Here is a 17,406-nt window from a genome sequence, read left to right on the forward strand (position 1 = left end):
GATCCAGATCAGCGTGGCGGAGAGGCAGATCGCGGCGCGGTAGTTGCGCATCGCGATTCCGTGCCATCTCTTGAGAGGGTTGAAGCACCGTTCGACGACGTTGCGACCGCGGTACCGCCGTTTGCGCTCCTCACCGAAGTCGATCGGGCGGCCACGCTTCTTCTCGCGGCGCAGCGATCAGCGCTGATCACCTGCCTGAATGCACTTCCTGTGGCTGACAGGAATTCTGAGTGCAACGCAGCTTTCGAACCGCGCCAAACACGTACTGTCGCGACTTCATCCCAGGTCGATGAGAGGAATGACCATGGAACACACCATCACCACGCTGCCGGCCGCGCGTCAGCCCGGCTGCCCCTTCGACCCGCCCAAGGAGCTGATCCAGGCCCGCGAGCACGGCCCGATCAGCCGCTTCCCCTTCCCCGACGGACACGAGGGCCGGCTGGTCACCGGCTACGACCTGGTCCGGGCGGTCCTGGCCGACCCTCGGTTCAGCTCACGCAAGGAGCTCATGCGCCACCACCCGCTGGTCGACCTCGGCGAGATCGAGGTGCCTCCGGCGCCGCCCGGCGAGTTCCTCCTCATGGACGAGCCGCAGCACGGGCGCTATCGGAAACCGCTGGTGGGCAAGTTCACCGTACGGCGGATGCGACAGCTCACCGAGCGCGTCGAGCAGGTCACCGCCGAGCACCTGGACGCGATGGAGGAGGCCGGGCCGTCGGCGGACCTGGTGACCGCGTTCGCCAAGCCCATCCCCTCCATCATCATCTGTGAGCTGCTGGGCGTGCCGTACGAGGACCGGGGCTTCTTCCAGGAGCACATCGACAAGTTCCTCGGCGGGGAGGTCGGCGACGAGGAACTGATCGCGGCCTACACCGCGACCCAGAACTACCTCGCGGAGCTGGTGGCCGCCAAGCGCGCCAACCCCACCGACGACGTGCTCAGCGACCTGCTCGACAGCGACCTGACCGACGAGGAACTGCAGGGGATGGCCCTGATCCTGCTGTCGGCCGGGTTCGACACCACCGCGAACATGCTGGCGCTGGGCACCTTCGCGCTGCTGCAGAACCCGGAGCAGCTGGCCGCGCTGCGCACCGAGCCCGCGCTCACCGACGGGGCCGTGGAGGAGCTGCTGCGGTATCTGAGCGTCGCCAAGCAGTTCCCGAGGGTCGCACTGGAGGACGTCGAGCTGGGCGGCCAGACCATCAAGGCCGGCTCGACGGTCATCCTGTCGTACGCCACCGCCAACCGCGACCCCGAGCGCTTCACCGACCCCCACGTGCTCGACCTGCGCAGGCAGGAGGGCGGGCACCTGGCCTTCGGCCACGGCATCCACCAGTGCCTGGGTCAGCAGCTGGCCCGCGTCGAGATGCGGGTCGCCTTCCCCGCGCTGCTCACCCGCTTTCCCACGCTACGGCTGGCCGTACCCGCCGAAGAGGTTGCCCTGCGCCTGGAGACCGCGGACATCTACGGAGTCAAGAGCCTCCCGGTCACCTGGGACGTGGCATCTTGAGTACCAAGAACAACAGGGTCCGGATGCCGCGGGTCTTCCGGCGAGTGGGGGTCACGGCGCTGGCCGGAGTGGCCACACCCGGGGTGGCCACCGCGGCGGCGAAGCCGACGATCGAAATCTCCGGCGGGCTGACGCAGCCGGCCTTCTCGTACAAAGACGCCATCCGCGAGTACGTCCAGGTGCAGTCGCCGGTCGACAGCGACGGCAAGAAGGATCTGGTCCGGGTGGACATCATCCGGCCGAAAGAGACCAGTTCCGAGCTCAAGGTGCCAACCTGGGCGTATTGCTCGTCGACTACGGCCAGGACACCCGCATCCACGGCGTCGACCTCTCCGGGGGCAAGGCCTCAAGTTCAGACGGCAAAGACTGCGTCGGCGAGAGGACGGCCGATGACGACGGCTGCTATCGCAGGGCCGCCGACAACACGGTGACATCCGGCTTCCATTCCAGAAGGTCGTTAGGCCACGTTAGGCAAGCATGTGTCGGCGAGACGTCGAGACCTTCAAGGCCGCTACTCGTCGATCCAGCCGTTCTCAACTGCCCACTCGTGCGTCATGGCTTCGGCCGCGGGCAGCGTGAGGAACGAAACGGCATACAGAACAACGAGGAGCCCGATCGGAACGGCCCAAGCGCGAGGACGGGTTTCCGGCGGACCGGCCCCATTTTGTCCAGCGTTGGCAGGGCGGTCCCGACGGAGCCCCGTCTCCGGGAGCCGACGGTCGGCAGGCCTCAGCACCCACGACGCGATGGCGCACGTCCCGAACATCAGCGGCACCCCCCACGTCTGAAGCCCGTCGCCGACTATCAGATGCGACGCCACGGCACTCGACCACAGGAAAAAGGCACCCGCGTACGCCCATTCCTTGATCAGCGGGAGTCTGGGCGCGATGATCGCGACGGCCGCACCAGCCTGCCACACGCCTAGAATGTAGGCGAAGTAGTGCGGGTATCCCAGGTGGCGCAACTGGACTTCCACCCATTCGATCGGTAGAAGGTTCCACACCGATCCAGCAGTCAACTCGAAGACGATTACAAACGTGGTGGCCCAAAAGGCGAGAGGGCGGATCCGGCTCCAGTTCCAGCCGCTTCGTGCGACGGTGGTCGGCTTCTCGTCCGTCGCGTGCTGGAACGTTTTGGTCGTTTGAGTTTGCGTCTCAGCCTCCTCGTCAAATCGATCTGGCATGTTCATGAGATTCTCCTTGCGTTGTGAGCGGCTTCGGTTCGAAGCCGCAGGTGGCGATTGGCGATTCCACAATGGAGTGGCCGGCCGGGGCCGAGGGCGAAGCCAATCTGGCGGACCAGGCTGGTGGGGCGCCCACGATGCCCCACGGTGCGGTGGTGCGCCGTCCGATGCATGGAGCCGGCTCGGCATGCCTTCGGCGAGGGTGAATCGCACGGTCACGACGACGTCCGCCTCAGGTGCCCGTACACGTCGACCGGGGCACGCCGAACAGGTCGGCGATCTGCTGGACAGTCGTCTCGGGGGTGTCGTAGAGCTGTTAGGCGGGCGGCCGTCCGCTCACCAGGTCACCGCCAGCGAGTTCAAGCCGTACACGATGCTGAAGACCCGGAAGTCCACCTGCTCGTACGGGTCGGCCAGGGCGAGGCCGGGGAAGCGGCGCAGCAGTGCCGGGAAGGCGATGCGCATCTCCATCCGCGCCAGCGGCGCCCCGAGGCAGTGGTGCACACCATGGCCGAAGGCGGCGTGACCGGCGGCTCCCCGGGTGATGTCGAGGGTCTCGGGATCGTCGACGAAGGCAGGGTCGCGGTTGGCGGCGGGAAGCGAGCAGATCACGAGTGATCCCGCGGGGATGGTGTGCCCGGCGATCTCCACGTCCGTCGTGGTCGTGCGCGGCGGCAGCGACTGCACGATGGACAGCCAGCGCAAGAGCTCCTCGACGGCGGGCTCGATCAGCGCCGGATCGTCGCGGATCATGGCGAGCTGGTCCGGGTGCCGCAGCAGGGCCAGGGTGCCCATGCCGAGCATGTTCGAGGTCGTCTCATGCCCGGCCAGCAGCAGAAGCCCCGCGATGCCGATCAGCTCGTCGGTACTGAGATCGTGGCCGTGCTCGCGCACCAGCATGCCGAGCATGTCCTGGCCCGGGTCCGCCTGGGCGCGGGCCACCAGGTCGGCCATGTAGGCGCGGTCCTCCCGCTGTGCCGCGTTCCGCTGCTCCATCGGCAACGACACATCCAGCAGACGAGCGGAACGATCCTGGAAGGCGGCGCGGTCGGTGTACGGCACGCCCAGCAGCTCGCAGATCACCAGCGACGGCACCGGCAGCGCGAAGCGCGCCACCAGATCGGCCGGCTTGCCGGCCCGCTCCAGATCGTCCAGAGCCGTCTGGACGATCTCGGTGATCCGCGGCTCGAGCCTGCGCATCCGGCGTACCGTGAACTCCGGGGTGAGCATCCGGCGCAGCCGCGTGTGCTCGGGCGGGTCGAATCCGATCAGCTGCCCGGCCTGCATCTTGGCCAGTTCGTCGGCGTTCATCTGCCCGGATCCCGGGAACGGTGTCAGGGCGCTGCTGAACCGGGCCGGATCCGACAGCACCTGGCGAACGTCCTCATAGCGGCAGATCACGTACGCGGGCGCGCCGAACGGCGTCTTCACCTGTACCACACCCTCGCTGTGGCGAGCCCGGGCCAGTTCCTCGACCGGGTCGAGCCCGTTCCGCCGCATGTGTAGCGGCAATTCCAGCGCTTTCGTCATCATCTGTCCATCCATCCTGTGATCGTGTGAGACCGTCTGCACTACCAGGTAAGTCTGCAAAGGCGACTGAACATTGAGCGTCGTGTGTGGTGCCACCGGCCTGCGGCGATACCTGTCCATCGCGGGTGGGGGCATCGGCGAAACCCTTTGACCTCGGGCAAGGCGCGCTCGAAACCAAGCGTGTCCGCGCTAGCTAAGATCATCTTCTGTCGCTCGGGCGCCACGTGCTGTTCCTGAGTCGCCGAGTGCTGCGGCCCCACCGGTCCACGGCCGGAGCTTGTCGGGGTTGCGTACCGCCCAGATGTGCTTGATCCGGTCGCCTGCGATGTCGAACGCGTACACCGACACGGTGACGCCATCGTGCTGAGCGATCAGGCCGGGCTGGCCGTTGACCGTACGCTCCAGGATCGTCAGGTTGCGTAGCCTGTCGGCGAGATTGAGCAGTGAGCGCACGATCTGCTCGGCGCCTTCGATCGGGCGGAGTAGGGCGCCGACGACGCCGCCGCCGTCGGCGGTCGCCGTGGCGTCGGGGTCGAGGAGGCCGATGAGGGCGTTGATGTCCTTGGCTTCCCATGCCTGTTTGAAGTCCCTGACGATGCCGGCCTGCTGGGATGCCGGAGCCGCGGGAGCCCGCGACGCGTGAATGCGGCGGCGGGCCGAGGAGGCCAGCTGGCGGCAGGCCGCGGGGGTGCGGCCGACGATCTCGGCCACTTCGGCGAAGGGGTAGCGGAAGACGTCGTGCAGGATGAACGCGACGCGCTCGGCCGGGGTCATCGATTCGAGCACGACGAGGAAGGCCATGTTGATCGACTCATCCAGGGTGACCCGGTCGGCCGGGTCGACGCTGATGCTGTCCGGGCGCCCGGTGATCCACTCCCTAGGTTCGGGCAGCGGCTCGGGGATCCACTCGCCCACGTAGGTCTCTCGCCGGGCTCGTGCCGAGGAGAGCACGTTGAGGCAGAGGCGGCCGGCGACCTTGGTCAGCCAGGCGCCGGGGGATGTGATGGCGTCCTGCTGTTGCCGGGACATGGCGTACCAGCGGGCGTAGGTCTCCTGGACGACATCCTCGGCATCGGCCAGGGAGCCGAGGAGCCGGTAGGCGAGATTGGTCAGCTGGCGCCGTTCGTTCATGATCGCGCTCAGGCCCGGATCCGGCCGGCCGTGTCCTGGCTCGGATGGGGTGGTCATGGTGTCCTGGCCATCGTGTCACTGACTCCCTTGGTCGGGTCTGCCCTCACCAGTTCGACAAGACAGCGCAGTGAACTGTGAGGTTGGCGCGTCGCCTCACATGCCGCCTCACATTCCGAGGTCTTGTGTTGTCGGACTGGTGAGACACCATCCAGCACGCGGGTAGCCGCCCCCGGCGGGTATGCGGATCGCCGTCGAGAACCCCGTGTCGGAACACGGCATCGTCCCCGCGCCGGCCACTTCGTGTTGAAGGACCACCCCCAATCGAGAAGGGAAACGTTGTCATGTCCATGCCCGAACACCACACACCCCACAAGGTCGTCGTCATCGGTGGCGGTTATGCCGGAACACTCGCGGCCAACCATCTGCGGATGCGCGCCGACGTCGACATCACGCTGGTCAATCCCCGCCCGGAGTTCGTCGACCGAATCCGGCTGCACCAGTTCGTGGCCGGCACCGGCGAGGCCACGGTGGACTACGGCACGCTGCTGGGCGAGGACATCCAGTTGGTGGTCGGCAGCGCCACACGCATCGACACCACCGCCCGCACGGTGCGGCTGGCGTCGGGCTGCGCGCTGGACTACGACTACGTCATCTACGCGGTCGGCAGCACCGCAGCGATACCGTTGTCGGTGCCCGGCGCGGCCGAATTCGCTGTCTCCATCGCCGAATTCGAGTCTGCGCAGCGGCTGCGCGCCAAGCTTGACGAGTTGCCTCCCGATGCTCCGGTCACCGTGGTCGGCGCCGGGTTGACCGGCATCGAGACGGCCGCCGAACTGGCCGAACAAGGACGCACGGTCACGCTGGTGTGTGGCGGAATCCTGGCGCCCTCAGTGAGTGCGCCGGGTCGCCGATACGTCGCCAAGTGGCTGTCCCGGCACGGTGTCGCCGTGCTCGAGGCCAATGAGGTGACCGAGGTCCGGCCGGACACGGTCGTCTTCGCCGACGGTGCGGTGCGTGCGAGCGCACTGACCATCTGGGCGGCAGGTTTCGGCGTGCCGGGGTTGGCGGCCGCGAGCGGGTTGCGCACCGACGAGCTCGGCCGGCTGCTCACCGACGAGACGCTGACCAGCGTCGACGATGACCGCATCGTCGCGGCCGGCGACGCCGCCGCACCGTCGGGCCAGCCGCTGCGGATGAGCTGCCAGGCCGCCGCGCCGCTGGGGGCGCAGGCCGCCAACACGGTGCTGAGCCGCGTTGCGGGGACCGAACCGGCGGTGATCAACCTGGCCCTCACGGGGTCGTGCGTCAGCCTCGGCCGGCGCGCCGCCATGCGACAGCTCGCCCGCAAAGACGACACCTCGGTGAACGTCTACGTCGGCGGCCGCATTGGCGCGGCATACAAGGAGCTAACTTGCAAGCTCGGGGTGTGGAAGATTCGCCGCGAGGCCCGCAAGCCGGGCTCCCTGCTCTGGCCCAAGGGCGGGCCGCGTCCTGAGCAGCCGACCGCCGCCACACGGGTGGTCACGTCCCCGTGACTACCGACGAGCATGCCGAGCGGTTCACCCTGTTGCGTCCGCTGTTGTTCACGATCGTCTACGAAATAGTCGAAGGACGTCGGCCAGGGGGACCCGGATCGTGAACGCGCGATCGGAGGGTGGCGGTCCGTCCAGGGAAGCAGCGTCAAAGCGGCGGCTTCGTCGGTGGTCAGCCTGGTGGCCCGGGCGAAGTCGCCGATGTCGAGGTCGAGTAGGAGTCGACGACTGATGAACGTGGAGGTGCCGCAGGCGCATCCGGTCAGCCGGGCGAGTTGAAGAGGAATGATGCGTAACCGGTAGGACAGTCTGAGGAGATATCCGGCCAGGGACTCGCCCGATAGCCCGATAGTTCCCTACCTGGTTCCAACTAGCGTGATCCGGCTCGCTTCTTGAGGGGCTCCACCCCGAGGAGGGCTGCCGTCTTGGTGTAGAGGATGCGGGCGAGGGTGTCGTCCAGGGCGAGGCGCGAAGGGGCGTCTGGCTGGGACTTGCTGAAGAAGCCGCCGCTGGGGTGCGGAGCGGACGAGGCGGTGGCGAGCCAGACGGGGGTCTGCACACCTTCGTCCGGGGTGATGGCGAACGGACGGAACAGTGGGGCGGTCAGCCGCATCAGGCCGCCGGCGTTGCTGTTGATCGCGGTTCCCTTCACCATGCCGGGATTGGCGTTGTAGATGCTCATACTGTCGGGCAGGCGGTGTGCGAGCTCTCGAGTGGCCAGGAGGCTGACGAGCTTGCTCGTCGCGTAGACGTTGATCTGGTTGTAGAAGCGGCTGTTCCACGCCCTCCCCGCGACATCCGGATCCTTGACGTCGAGCTTGCCGCGCTTTTCCACGAACGTGGACATGTTGATGATCCGCGCTTCGGGGGTGAGCGCTCCTGCGGCCAGGAGGGCGTGGGTAAGCAGGAACGGGGCGTGGTGATTGATCGCGTAGGTGCGTTCGACACCGTCCGCCGTCTGCTCGTACCGGGGGAAGGCCGCCCCTGCATTGTTGATGAGGACGTCCACCGGGACGGTGTCGGCAGCCAATTTCGATGCGAGGGCGCGTACCTGCGACCACTGTTCCAGGTCGGCGATATACGTCCTCGGCGGGGCCGCGTCACTGCCCGCAGGGGTCAGGCCGCGCAAGCTGTCGGCGGCGGCCTTGGTGCGCGCCGCGTCCCGGCCGACGAGGACGACGGTCTGCCCGGCCTTGATCAGGTGGCGTGCCGTCACCAGGCCCAGGCCGGAGCCTCCGCCGGTGATGACTGCGGTCTTGCTGCTCATTGCTGTTCCTTTTCGTGGTTGTCCTTGACGGTGGCGGGCTCACCTGTCGACTGAGTGCCGTCGACCACCTCGCGGAGAAGCGCGTGCAGGCGCAGCCTGCTCTCGCGGTCGAGGCGGGCGAAGGGTGAGTGCTCAGTGGTGTGCTGGATGACGCGATCACGCAGCGTGCACCCCTCGGGGGTGAGCTGGATGACTTTCGCGCGGCGATCGGTGGGGTGGGGCACGCGGCGGACCAGGCCGCGCTTCTCGAGCCGGTCGATCATCGACGTGGCGGTCGAGGCGTCGCACTGCAAGCGGTCGGCCAGGCGGCGCGCGGTCATCTCCTGCTCGCGGCTCAGCCTCCACAGCACATCGGTCTGGGTGTCGGTCAGCCCCGCTTCGCGGGCCAGCTCCTTGAGCTCGGCGTGCACCTGGGTGCGGATCGCAAACAGGTAGTCGATGAGCTCTTCGTTCAGCCGCAGGTCATCCATAACCGCCACAGTACATGGAGATTCCAATTATTGGAATTTCCATGTATTTGCGTCGCAACGGCCCCGGGCAGCGCGGAGACGATGCGCCAGCCGGCGCCGAGTGCCCGCACCACACTGACGCGATACACGAGGCGGGCCACGGCCGCCACCAGCACGGCCAGGACCACGACCGGTGAGAACACGAGCACCGTGGGCAGTACCGGGACCCAGAGCCGGATGCGAGTTTGACCCGTACGGTCACCGACTTCGGACAATGCCTGCTGTGCGGTGATCTCGCCGCGGCGCAACCGATCGATGATGTCGGCCCGCCGCCCCGCCCGTCACGGCCCCACCGCCGCGCTCGCCGTCGATCTGGCAGACCCGCACCGCCCACCTCCTCCCCAGACTGCTCGCCGGCCGCAGCGAAGGACCGGTGTTCCTCACCGAGCGACGTGCCCGCGTCGCCCTGGCCGCCGGCATCGCCTGAGCAGGCCAGGACCCGCCCGGCCTGCTGCTGGTGACGGCGACTGGCGTCATCGGCGCCGTCACCAGCAGCGCCATGTGGTGGAACCGCGCCGACCACACGCGCTGGCCGTACCCGCAGCGCTTACCGGCTGCCGCGCCGGTCACTCCGGCGGACCCGCGGCGGCGGTTTCCAGCTGCGATGGCTTCGGGAGGCCGCCGTGGGCACGATCCGCCCGGCAGGTCCGCGGCGGCGCCAGGGCGCCCGGGTTTCAGGGCGAGGCAAACGGTGGAGGAAGTGGTTGAGCAACCGTTTCACCGATGCGGCCGGCCCCGGGCTCGCGCGAGTCCCCACGCGCGGAAAGGTGTCCACCCATGCAGGAACAACCCTCCAGTACTTCCCCGGACACCTCCAGTGGACCCGCGAAACCCGAAACCGCACCCGGGCTCGGGCGGGACTTCAACCGGTTCTGGATCGGGAGCCTGTTCAGCAACCTCGCCGACGGCATGATGATCATCGCCCTGCCCCTGGTTGCGGCGCTGCTCACCAACGACCCGCTCATGGTGTCCGGGCTGTTCGCGGCCCGCTTCCTGCCCTGGCTGCTGTTCGGCCTGGTCTCCGGGGTGATCGCCGACCGCGTCGATCGAGGTCGGCTCATGGTGGCGGCCAACCTGGTCCGCGCGGGCGCCCTGATCGCTCTGGCCACGCTCATCGCCACCGGCCACGCGGGCATCTGGGTGCTGTACGCGGTCATGTTCACCGTCATGACCTGTGAAGTGTTCTACGACATCGCCGGACGGGCGATGCTCCCCGACATCGCACCCGCCGGGACCATCGACCGCGCCAACGGACGGCTGGAAGGCGGCAAGACCGTCACCCAGGACTTCGCCGGCGGTCCCCTGGCTGGGTTCCTGTTCGTCGTGGCGGCCGTCCTGCCCCTGGCGGTCAACAGCGCCGCCTACCTGCTGGGCGCCCTGGTGCTGCTGGGACTGCCCATGGCCGTGCGCAGGCCCAAGAACACCATCGGCGAGGACACGAAGACGGGTGTTCGCCCCTCACCCCTGGCCGACCTGCGCGACGGCGTCTCCTTCGTCTTTCGCGGCAGTTCCCTGGGGCCCATCCTGCTCTTCAGCGTTGCGCTGAACGCCTCCTTCATGGGGTTGAGCGCGGTCATGGTGCTGTTGGCCCGGGACCACTTCGGCGTGCCGCCCTCCCTGTACGGGGTGTTCGTCGGCTCGTCGGCCGCCGGTGCCCTCCTCGGTGCCGCCGCCGCGGGAGGGATGGTCGCCCGGCTCGGCCGCTTCCGCCTGGAAGTGGTGCTGTTCACCGTCACGGGGTTGTGCTTCCTCGGCTTCGGCCTGGCACCCAACGCCTACATCGCCGTCGCGGCCTGGGTGGTCCTGGGCTTCGCGATCACCGCGTCCAACATCGTCATGCTCGGGGCCATTCAGCTGATCGTGCCGGGCCACCAGATGGGCCGGGTGATGTCGATGGTCGCGGTGTCGGCGACGGGCTTCGGGCCGGTGGCCGCACTCCTGGCCGGGCTGCTGGGTCGTGTGGAGCTGTACTACGTTCCGATCGCCTCCGGTGTGCTTCTGCTGGTCTCTCTGGTGTTGGCGAGCCCCGCCCTGCGCAGCGTGGTCACCGATGCCGACCGGATCGAAGCGGCGCAGATCGCCGGGCAGGAGCACAACCAGTCGCATTACGCCACGGGGTAGGAGGACTCGTCCTTCCTCCGGAAGTTCAAACGAGTGGGCTTGTCGTATTCGCGCGTAGGCGCATCTGAGGGCAGGAGAGCCCTCCGAGGGGGAGTTTCCGGACACCTCTACGCGGGCGCGCGCAGAGGGGGGCGGCGTAGTACTTGCCGAAAATCGGGCGGTGATGGCCGTTTCGGTTGGTCAGGTGTTCGCCTGATCGGCTGCGAACGTGGTGTGGGCCTGTTCGATCGTGTCCGGGTGCCGCTGGCGCCTGTCGTGCTCGGCGAGTGCTCGGTAGATGCTGGCCAGGCTCGGGTTTTGTCCCTTGCGTTTGCCGGTGGGGATGATCAGGTCGCCTCGGATGTCCTGCACCGACTCGCCGTTGGCACGACGTCGGAGCACGGTGTGCAGCATGTCGTCGGTGATGACTGGTGGGCGTCCGCCGTGGTTGCCCTTGCGGGCGGCGGCATTCAGGCCTTCGAGGGTGGCTTCGCGGATGTTCTCGCGTTCGGTTTCGGCCATCGCGGCGAAGAACGCGAACAGGATGCGGCCGGTTCCGCTGGGGTCGTAGATGCCGGGCAGCGGTCCGGCGAGCATTTCCAGGGCGATGCCGTGGGCGGTGAGGTGGTCGGCGAGCGCGGTCAGCTCGGCGGAGTCGCGGCCCAGCCGCTTCATCTCGTAGACGGTGAGGATGACGCGGCAGTGTGGTGCGTGGGCCTTGATCTGGCGGCACATCTCCAGCGCGGCCTCGAACTTTGGCCGCACCCGGACGCGGGTGGAGACCTTCTCGGCGAAGATCTTGTCGTGGCTGATGCCGTGCGCTTCCAGGGCGTCGAGCTGGGACTGGAGTTCCTGGGTCAGGTGCGAGCAGCGGGCGTAGCCGACCCTGATGTCGGTGGCCGGGGTGTCCGTAGGAATCGGCGCCGGCGGCGGGCTGCCCGGGCGCCACAGCTGCCCCGGTCCCCGATCGGCCGGCGTCGGCACCCGCAGCCGCTTCGCCAGCCGGGGCACCTTCATGAACCGGCCGGTGTGGTAGGTCCCGGCGACCGTGCCGGAGCGCGACCGGCATGGAGAGCCCGGCTCGACCCGGCACTGCAGGCATAGGTGGCGCTCGACTTCGTCGGCATCGGCGGTGGCTGAGTCCGGCTCGCTGCTCACCCCCGGAATCCTCTCACAAACCTCTCCCATAACTCGCCCTGTCCTTGTTTACGTGAGAACGGGTTCTGAGAAGAAATCCGACCCTGGTAGCGGCCCGCCGGGTTGTTCGGCGAGTTCTTCTCGGAAAGGAGTGTTTACGAAAGAACCAAGCTGGGGTTCAGGGGTGACCCGATGGCCAGGAGTGAGTGTGCGGTGAGAGCATGTCGGCGCCAAGGCTTGATCATCTCCGCGCCGGCGGAGTCACTGTATCAGTGAACTGGCTGGTCAGCGGCTTGAAGGTTGTTAAGGCACGTTAGGCGAGCAGGCGGCCCGCGGATGCCGCGCCTGTGGAGCGGTCAGGCCGGCCCTACCCTGCTGATCTGGCCTCAACGTCGGATCGGGTGAAGTAGGCGGCGCTTTCGGCGTCCGTCGGGTAGTACGACTCGACCGCGACCTCGTCCAGAGTGATGTCCATCGGCGTGCCGAACGTGGTGGTGGTCGAGAACAGCCGTATTTCCCGTCCGCCGAAGCAAAAGATCATCGGGATCGCGACCTCGGACTCGATCGGGTGGCTCGCGTCGTCGAAGCCGGGCGCCAGCAGCTCCTCATAGAGCGCGGTGAGCTCGGGGTCGGGAGCCGCGGCAAGCTGCCGCGTGATCCGGGTACGCAGCAGCGAACGCACCTCGGCCAGGTTGACGATCCGGGGAGCGAGCCCGCGCGGGTCCAGTCCCAGCCGCACCATGTTGATCGGCGGCCGGAGCAGGTCGGGGGCCACGTCTGCGAGGAACGGTTCGATGGCGCGATTGGTCATCACGATGTTCCAGCGACGATCGATGACCAGCGCCGGAAACGGCTCGGTCGAGATCCAGCATGTGCTGGCCGACGGTGATCGCGTCATGATGCACTCGCGCCGTTGGCTGCCCGGCGCCGAGCCCGGAATCGTGGTGGTCGATATCTGGCGGTTGCACAATGGGCTGATCGCCGAAGCGTGGGAGATCATCGAGCCGGTGGCCCAGGCGGCCGCCAATTTGACGTGGTGGGAACCCGCTGATCGCTGACCCGGCCACAAGCTCGAGGCCACAGTCGTGAACACCCGGGGCGTCGGGAACGACCCGACGCCCCACCGCCCGGCCATCGCGTCCGGGCGGGCGGGATGATTTGCTCGGCGTCTTGCTGTGCGTCGTCATCGCGCTGGTCGTCAAGCTCGCCTACGACCAGTTCGCGTAGTGGCCACGAGCGAACCTCATCAGGGCAGCGCCTTCTGAGATCCGGTCCGCCTCGGGGGCGGCCAGGATCAGACCGTCGACCGGGACCAGCCGGGCCGCCACGCCGGATTCGCCCTGCAGCCGCACGGGCCCGTTCGGAGTCGTGATCACGTGGCTGGAAAAGGGTTGGACGGGATGATGCTCGGGCTTGTAGCTTGCTTGCAGTTGACCGTGACACCGCCCGAGGAGGTGAGACCCATGAACGCTGTATCGATGTGGGTGCTCCCCCTTTCCGTCACGGCCGGGCGATTGACGTAGGTGTCGCCGGGAGCGCCTCACCAACAAGGCACTCCCGAAAGGCAACACCTATGCACTCTCAGCAGGTCACCGCCGAGCCGCCGTCGAACGACAGGGCCGGGCGTGACTCCACGGTGGGCGACGTCCCCGGAGTTCTCTGGTCGCCGGCCTCCGGCGCCGATCGCGCGCCCCTCGTCTTCGACGTGATCATTGCCGGGTGCGGGCCGACCGGCGCGATGCTGGCCGCCGAACTGCGGCTGCACGACGTGCGGGTACTCGTTCTGGAGAAGGAAACCGAGCCCAAGTCGTTCGTCCGCATAGTCGGTCTGCATATTCGCAGTCTCGAGCTGATGGCGATGCGCGGACTGCTGGATCGCATTCTCCAGCATGGAAGACAGCGTCCGGCCGGCGGTTTCTTCGCCGCCATCCCCAAACCCGCGCCCAAGGGCCTGGATTCCGCGTACGCCTATCTGCTGGGCATCCCGCAGCCGGTCATCGAACATCTGCTCGAAGAACATGCGGTCGAACTGGGTGCGCAGGTCCGGCGCGGTTGCGCGGTCGCCGGCTTCGAGCAGGACGACGAGGGTGTGACCGTCGAGCTGGCCGACGGGGAACAGCTGCGTTCGCGCTACCTCGTCGGCTGTGACGGCGGGCGCAGTACGGTGCGCAAACTGCTCGGTGTCGGCTTCCCCGGCGAGCCCTCACGGACCGAGACGCTGATGGGCGAGATGGAAGTGGGCGTGCCGCAGGAGGAGATCGCCGCCAAGGTGACCGAAATCCGCGAGGCCCATCAGCGATTCTGGCTCCGGCCCTTCGGCGAAGGGGTCTATAGCGTCGTAGTCCCCGCCGCGGGAGTCAGCGACCGCGCGGAACCGCCCACCCTCGAGGATTTCAAACAACAGTTGCGCACCATCGCCGGAACCGATTTCGGCGTGCACTCCCCGCGCTGGATGTCCCGCTTCGGGGATGCCACCCGGCTGGCCGAACGTTATCGGGTCGGGCGGGTGCTGCTGGCCGGCGATGCGGCACACGTCCATCCACCCATCGGCGGACAGGGCCTCAACCTGGGCGTTCAGGACGCATTCAACCTCGGCTGGAAACTGGCCGCACAGATCCGCGGCTGGGCCCCGGAAACACTGCTGGACACCTACCAGGCCGAACGTCATCTGGTCGCCGAGGACGTGCTGGACAACACCCGCGCCCAGACGGAACTGCTGTCCACCGAACCGGGCCCGCAGGCCGTGCGCAGGCTGCTCACCGAACTGATGGACTTCGACGAGGTGAACCGCTATCTGATCGAGAAGATCACCGCGATCGGCATCCGTTACGACTTCGGCGAGGGCCCCGACCTGCTCGGCCGCCGCCTGCACGACATCGACGTGAAACAGGGCCACCTCTACGGTCTGCTGCATCGCGGCCGCGGCCTGCTGCTGGACCGCACCGAACGCCTGACCGTCGGCGGCTGGTCAGGCCGGGTCGATTACCTCGCGGATCCCGCTGCGGAACTGGATGTCCCGTGCGTCCTGCTACGCCCCGACGGCCACGTCGCCTGGATCGGCGACGATCAGCAGGACCTGGACGACCACCTCTCCCGCTGGTTCGGCAAGCCCGCCAACTGATTTCGCCTGAGCAACCGAAAAGGCCCGTGAGAAGGATCGGAACGGCCAGTAGCGACTGACCATCGGAAGGCTGGAAGCGGCATCTGCCGTGGTGCTCTGGCGCCAGGGTCGGCCTGCGAGGAGGGTTGGCCTCCGAGTGACGACCGGAAGGCGGCGGAAGAGCACCGCGGGGTGGATCGGCGCAGGCGTCCGCGCGTTTCATATAAGGGGGACGACCGAGATACGTCGGAAAGCGGCCATAGCGATCTTGGCTGACGGCGCGGCCCCTTGAATGGGCGGAAGTCTCAGTCGATCGGGCCGGGCTGGTCGGGTAGCAGGCCGGTCAACGCGGTCCGCACGGCGGCCCGGCTCACTCCGTGGGCGCGGACCAGGGCCGCGATTGAGGCGCCGTCTTCTTGGAAGGCCGTCCTCGCTTCTTCGCGCTGGTCGCCGTCCGGCGCGGGCGGTCGTCCTCGATAGCGCCCTTCAGCTTCGGCGGCGGCGATCCCTTCGGCGGTGAGTTCGTTCTGCAGGTCGCGCTGAAACTGCCCGACTGCTGTGATCACGTTGATGAGCAGTGCCGTGGTGGCGTCGTTGGCGGCGAGGTCGTGGAAGTTCGACAGGGGTCCGGACAGGATGCGCATCCCGACACCCATCACGCGAACCCAATGGCGCCGTCAGACCTGCCTGGCGGCTGGGGACGCGTTCGGGAGCGGAGGGCCATCACCGGGATCTCGGCGTCGGCCTCGTTGCCAGGCAGGCATTCATCGATTATCGTCGATTTTCGATGAATGAGAAGCTGGAGCCACTGGAGCGTGAGGCGGCCGAGGAGTACGCGAGCTGGTTCAGGGCGCTGGCCGACGGCACCCGCATCCAGATCGTGTCGCTGCTGGCCCGGCGGCGCGAGCCGATGACCGTGAGCGAGATCGTCGCCGCCTGCGGGGTGGGCCAGTCGACGGTGTCGCACCACCTGAAGATCCTGTCCGAGGTGCGGTTCGTGCTGGTGGAGCGGCACGGCACCTCCGGCCTGTACCGGATCAACGAAGAGTGCGTGCGGTGCTTTCCCACCGCTGCCGACGTGGTGATGGGCAACCCCGTCCCGGCCACCCCCACCTGCGACCGAGGAGCACGCCATGGCACATGAGGAGGTCGTCGAGCGCTACTCCGGTCTGGCCCGCGAGGCGCTGGCCGGTGAGAGCGTCGTGGACTGCGCTCCCGATGCGTTCGCCGACGGCTGCTTCGGCGCGGCCGGCTACGACGACACCGCGGGACTGCCCGAGGGCGCGCTGCGCGCCAGCCTCGGCTGCGGCAACCCGGTCGCCGTCGCCGAGCTACGCACGGGCGAGACCGTGCTCGACCTCGGCTCCGGGGGCGGCATCGATGTGTTGCTGTCGGCGCGCCGCATCGGCCCGTACGGAAAGGCCTATGGCCTGGACGCCAGCGCCGACATGGTGGAACTCGCCCGGCGCAACGCCGCGGAGGCGGGTGTGGCGAACACCGAGTTCGTGTGCGGCACGATCGAGGCGATCCCGCTGGCGGATCACGCGGTCGACGTCGTCATCTCCAACTGCGTGATCAACCTCTCCAGCGACAAGGCGGCCGTGCTGGCTGAGACCTTCCGGGTTCTGCGGCCCGGCGGCCGCCTGGGCATCAGTGACGTCGTCACCGACAGTGCGACCGGCGGAGCCGTCGAGGCGCAGCGACGCGTGGCCACCGAGCAGCGGGTGGGCTGTATCGCCGGATCCCTCACCATCGTCGAATACCGGGCCCTGCTGGCGGCGACCGGGTTCGTGGCCACCTCGATCACGCTGACGGCCGATCACGGCGACGGAGTGCACTCGGCCATCATCCAGGCCGTCAAGCCCGCGATCTCGCCAGGGCTGGAGATCCGGCCGATGCGTGAGACCGACGCCGAGCAGGTGCTGGCCATCTACCAGGCGGGGCTGGAGGGCGGCCAAGCCAGCTTCGAGACGCTCGCACCCAGTTGGGAGGGCTTCACCGAGGGTAAGTTGACGCACCCTCGCTATGTCGCCGTCGACACCGACACAGGTGAGGTCGTCGGCTGGGTGGCCGCCTCACCGGTCTCGGCCAGGGCGGTGTACGCCGGAGTCGTCGAGCACAGCCTCTACGTCCACCCCGACTGCCAGGCCCGCGGCATCGGCCGGGCCCTGCTGGCCGCGTTCATCGCCGGGTCACAGGACGCCGGAATCTGGACAATCCAGGCAGGAATCTTCCCGCAGAACGCGCCCAGCCTGTCTCTGCACCAGGCGCTCGGCTTCCGCGTCATCGGTACCCGCGAGCGTGTCGGCCACCACCACGGCGTGTGGCGCGACGTGATCCTCCTGGAGCGGCGCAGCGCGGTCACCGGGCTCTAGGCAGGGACGAAGTACCCGTAGAGGAACTCCGC

18 protein-coding genes are annotated in these 17,406 nt (G+C 67.9%); 8 read left to right on the forward strand and 10 right to left on the reverse strand.

What is annotated here, in order from left to right:
* The first annotated feature begins 304 nt into the window (after positions 1-304).
* Positions 305-1,510 carry a cytochrome P450 gene (locus ABT061_RS37400; RefSeq protein ID WP_350927061.1) on the forward strand — a complete coding sequence of 402 codons (1,206 nt, stop codon included), beginning with the start codon at positions 305-307 and terminating at the stop codon, positions 1,508-1,510.
* Positions 1,507-1,941 (forward strand): hypothetical protein, encoded by a 435-nt coding sequence (locus tag ABT061_RS37405; RefSeq protein ID WP_350927063.1) that lies wholly within the window; start codon positions 1,507-1,509, stop codon positions 1,939-1,941. The genes ABT061_RS37400 and ABT061_RS37405 overlap by 4 nt, the downstream gene beginning before the upstream one ends.
* 80 nt (positions 1,942-2,021) lie before the next feature.
* On the opposite strand, the gene ABT061_RS37410 is transcribed toward ABT061_RS37405, so the two are convergent.
* The 3 genes from ABT061_RS37410 to sigJ form a co-directional block, all read right to left on the reverse strand.
* A complete protein-coding gene (locus ABT061_RS37410; RefSeq protein WP_350927065.1) occupies positions 2,022-2,699 on the reverse strand; it encodes a DoxX family protein in 678 nt (225 codons plus the stop codon).
* 330 nt (positions 2,700-3,029) lie between these two features.
* Positions 3,030-4,226: a cytochrome P450 gene (locus tag ABT061_RS37415; RefSeq protein ID WP_350927067.1), complete on the reverse strand. Its 1,197-nt coding sequence runs from the start codon at positions 4,224-4,226 to the stop codon at positions 3,030-3,032.
* A gap of 186 nt (positions 4,227-4,412) precedes the next feature.
* Positions 4,413-5,411 (reverse strand): RNA polymerase sigma factor SigJ, encoded by a 999-nt coding sequence (gene sigJ, locus ABT061_RS37420; RefSeq protein WP_350927069.1) that lies wholly within the window; start codon positions 5,409-5,411, stop codon positions 4,413-4,415.
* A gap of 290 nt (positions 5,412-5,701) precedes the next feature.
* Between sigJ and ABT061_RS37425 the strand changes: the two genes are divergently transcribed.
* Positions 5,702-6,889 carry an NAD(P)/FAD-dependent oxidoreductase gene (locus ABT061_RS37425; RefSeq protein ID WP_350927071.1) on the forward strand — a complete coding sequence of 396 codons (1,188 nt, stop codon included), beginning with the start codon at positions 5,702-5,704 and terminating at the stop codon, positions 6,887-6,889.
* A 367-nt stretch (positions 6,890-7,256) separates the two neighbouring features.
* Here the strand turns inward: ABT061_RS37425 and ABT061_RS37430 are convergent, their stop codons facing one another.
* Genes ABT061_RS37430 through ABT061_RS37440 form a run of 3 tightly spaced genes read right to left on the reverse strand, consistent with a single transcriptional unit; the run spans position 7,257 to position 8,910 of the window.
* Positions 7,257-8,153 (reverse strand): SDR family NAD(P)-dependent oxidoreductase, encoded by an 897-nt coding sequence (locus ABT061_RS37430; protein ID WP_350927073.1) that lies wholly within the window; start codon positions 8,151-8,153, stop codon positions 7,257-7,259.
* Positions 8,150-8,623 (reverse strand): MarR family winged helix-turn-helix transcriptional regulator, encoded by a 474-nt coding sequence (locus ABT061_RS37435; RefSeq protein WP_350927075.1) that lies wholly within the window; start codon positions 8,621-8,623, stop codon positions 8,150-8,152. The genes ABT061_RS37430 and ABT061_RS37435 overlap by 4 nt, the downstream gene beginning before the upstream one ends.
* A complete protein-coding gene (locus ABT061_RS37440) occupies positions 8,605-8,910 on the reverse strand; it encodes a hypothetical protein (RefSeq protein ID WP_350927077.1) in 306 nt (101 codons plus the stop codon). Before ABT061_RS37440 ends, ABT061_RS37435 begins: the two co-directional genes overlap by 19 nt.
* 529 nt (positions 8,911-9,439) lie before the next feature.
* Here ABT061_RS37440 and ABT061_RS37445 point away from each other — a divergent pair.
* Positions 9,440-10,783 (forward strand): MFS transporter, encoded by a 1,344-nt coding sequence (locus ABT061_RS37445; protein ID WP_350927079.1) that lies wholly within the window; start codon positions 9,440-9,442, stop codon positions 10,781-10,783.
* Positions 10,784-10,963: 180 nt separating this feature from the next.
* Here the strand turns inward: ABT061_RS37445 and ABT061_RS37450 are convergent, their stop codons facing one another.
* Entirely contained in the window at positions 10,964-11,920 is a 957-nt protein-coding gene (locus ABT061_RS37450; protein WP_350927081.1) for a recombinase family protein, read from the reverse strand.
* Positions 11,921-12,266: 346 nt separating this feature from the next.
* Positions 12,267-12,710 (reverse strand): MmyB family transcriptional regulator, encoded by a 444-nt coding sequence (locus tag ABT061_RS37455; RefSeq protein WP_350927083.1) that lies wholly within the window; start codon positions 12,708-12,710, stop codon positions 12,267-12,269.
* Between ABT061_RS37455 and ABT061_RS37460 the strand changes: the two genes are divergently transcribed.
* Positions 12,694-12,957 carry a nuclear transport factor 2 family protein gene (locus tag ABT061_RS37460; protein WP_350927085.1) on the forward strand — a complete coding sequence of 88 codons (264 nt, stop codon included), beginning with the start codon at positions 12,694-12,696 and terminating at the stop codon, positions 12,955-12,957. The two genes, ABT061_RS37455 and ABT061_RS37460, sit on opposite strands and share 17 nt — an antisense overlap.
* A gap of 150 nt (positions 12,958-13,107) precedes the next feature.
* Here ABT061_RS37460 and ABT061_RS37465 read toward each other — a convergent pair whose 3' ends face one another.
* Positions 13,108-13,275, reverse strand: a complete 168-nt coding sequence (locus ABT061_RS37465; RefSeq protein WP_350927087.1) for a hypothetical protein — start codon at positions 13,273-13,275, stop codon at positions 13,108-13,110.
* Between the two features lie 197 nt (positions 13,276-13,472).
* Here ABT061_RS37465 and rox point away from each other — a divergent pair, with 197 nt between their 5' ends.
* Positions 13,473-15,020, forward strand: coding sequence for a rifampin monooxygenase (gene rox / locus ABT061_RS37470; RefSeq protein WP_350927134.1), 1,548 nt, complete (start codon positions 13,473-13,475; stop codon positions 15,018-15,020).
* Positions 15,021-15,304: 284 nt separating this feature from the next.
* Here rox and ABT061_RS37475 read toward each other — a convergent pair whose 3' ends face one another.
* The gene (locus ABT061_RS37475; protein WP_350927089.1) at positions 15,305-15,643 is read right to left on the reverse strand and encodes a hypothetical protein; all 339 of its coding nucleotides are present in this window, start codon (positions 15,641-15,643) and stop codon (positions 15,305-15,307) included.
* Positions 15,644-15,786: 143 nt separating this feature from the next.
* Here ABT061_RS37475 and ABT061_RS37480 point away from each other — a divergent pair, with 143 nt between their 5' ends.
* The gene (locus ABT061_RS37480; RefSeq protein ID WP_350927091.1) at positions 15,787-16,143 is read left to right on the forward strand and encodes an ArsR/SmtB family transcription factor; all 357 of its coding nucleotides are present in this window, start codon (positions 15,787-15,789) and stop codon (positions 16,141-16,143) included.
* Positions 16,133-17,374, forward strand: coding sequence for a GNAT family N-acetyltransferase (locus tag ABT061_RS37485; protein ID WP_350927093.1), 1,242 nt, complete (start codon positions 16,133-16,135; stop codon positions 17,372-17,374). Before ABT061_RS37480 ends, ABT061_RS37485 begins: the two co-directional genes overlap by 11 nt.
* Positions 17,375-17,406 lie beyond the last annotated feature (32 nt).

It is taken from the genome of Streptosporangium sp. NPDC002544 (assembly GCF_040295965.1).
Classification (GTDB): Bacteria; Actinomycetota; Actinomycetes; order Streptosporangiales; family Streptosporangiaceae; genus Streptosporangium.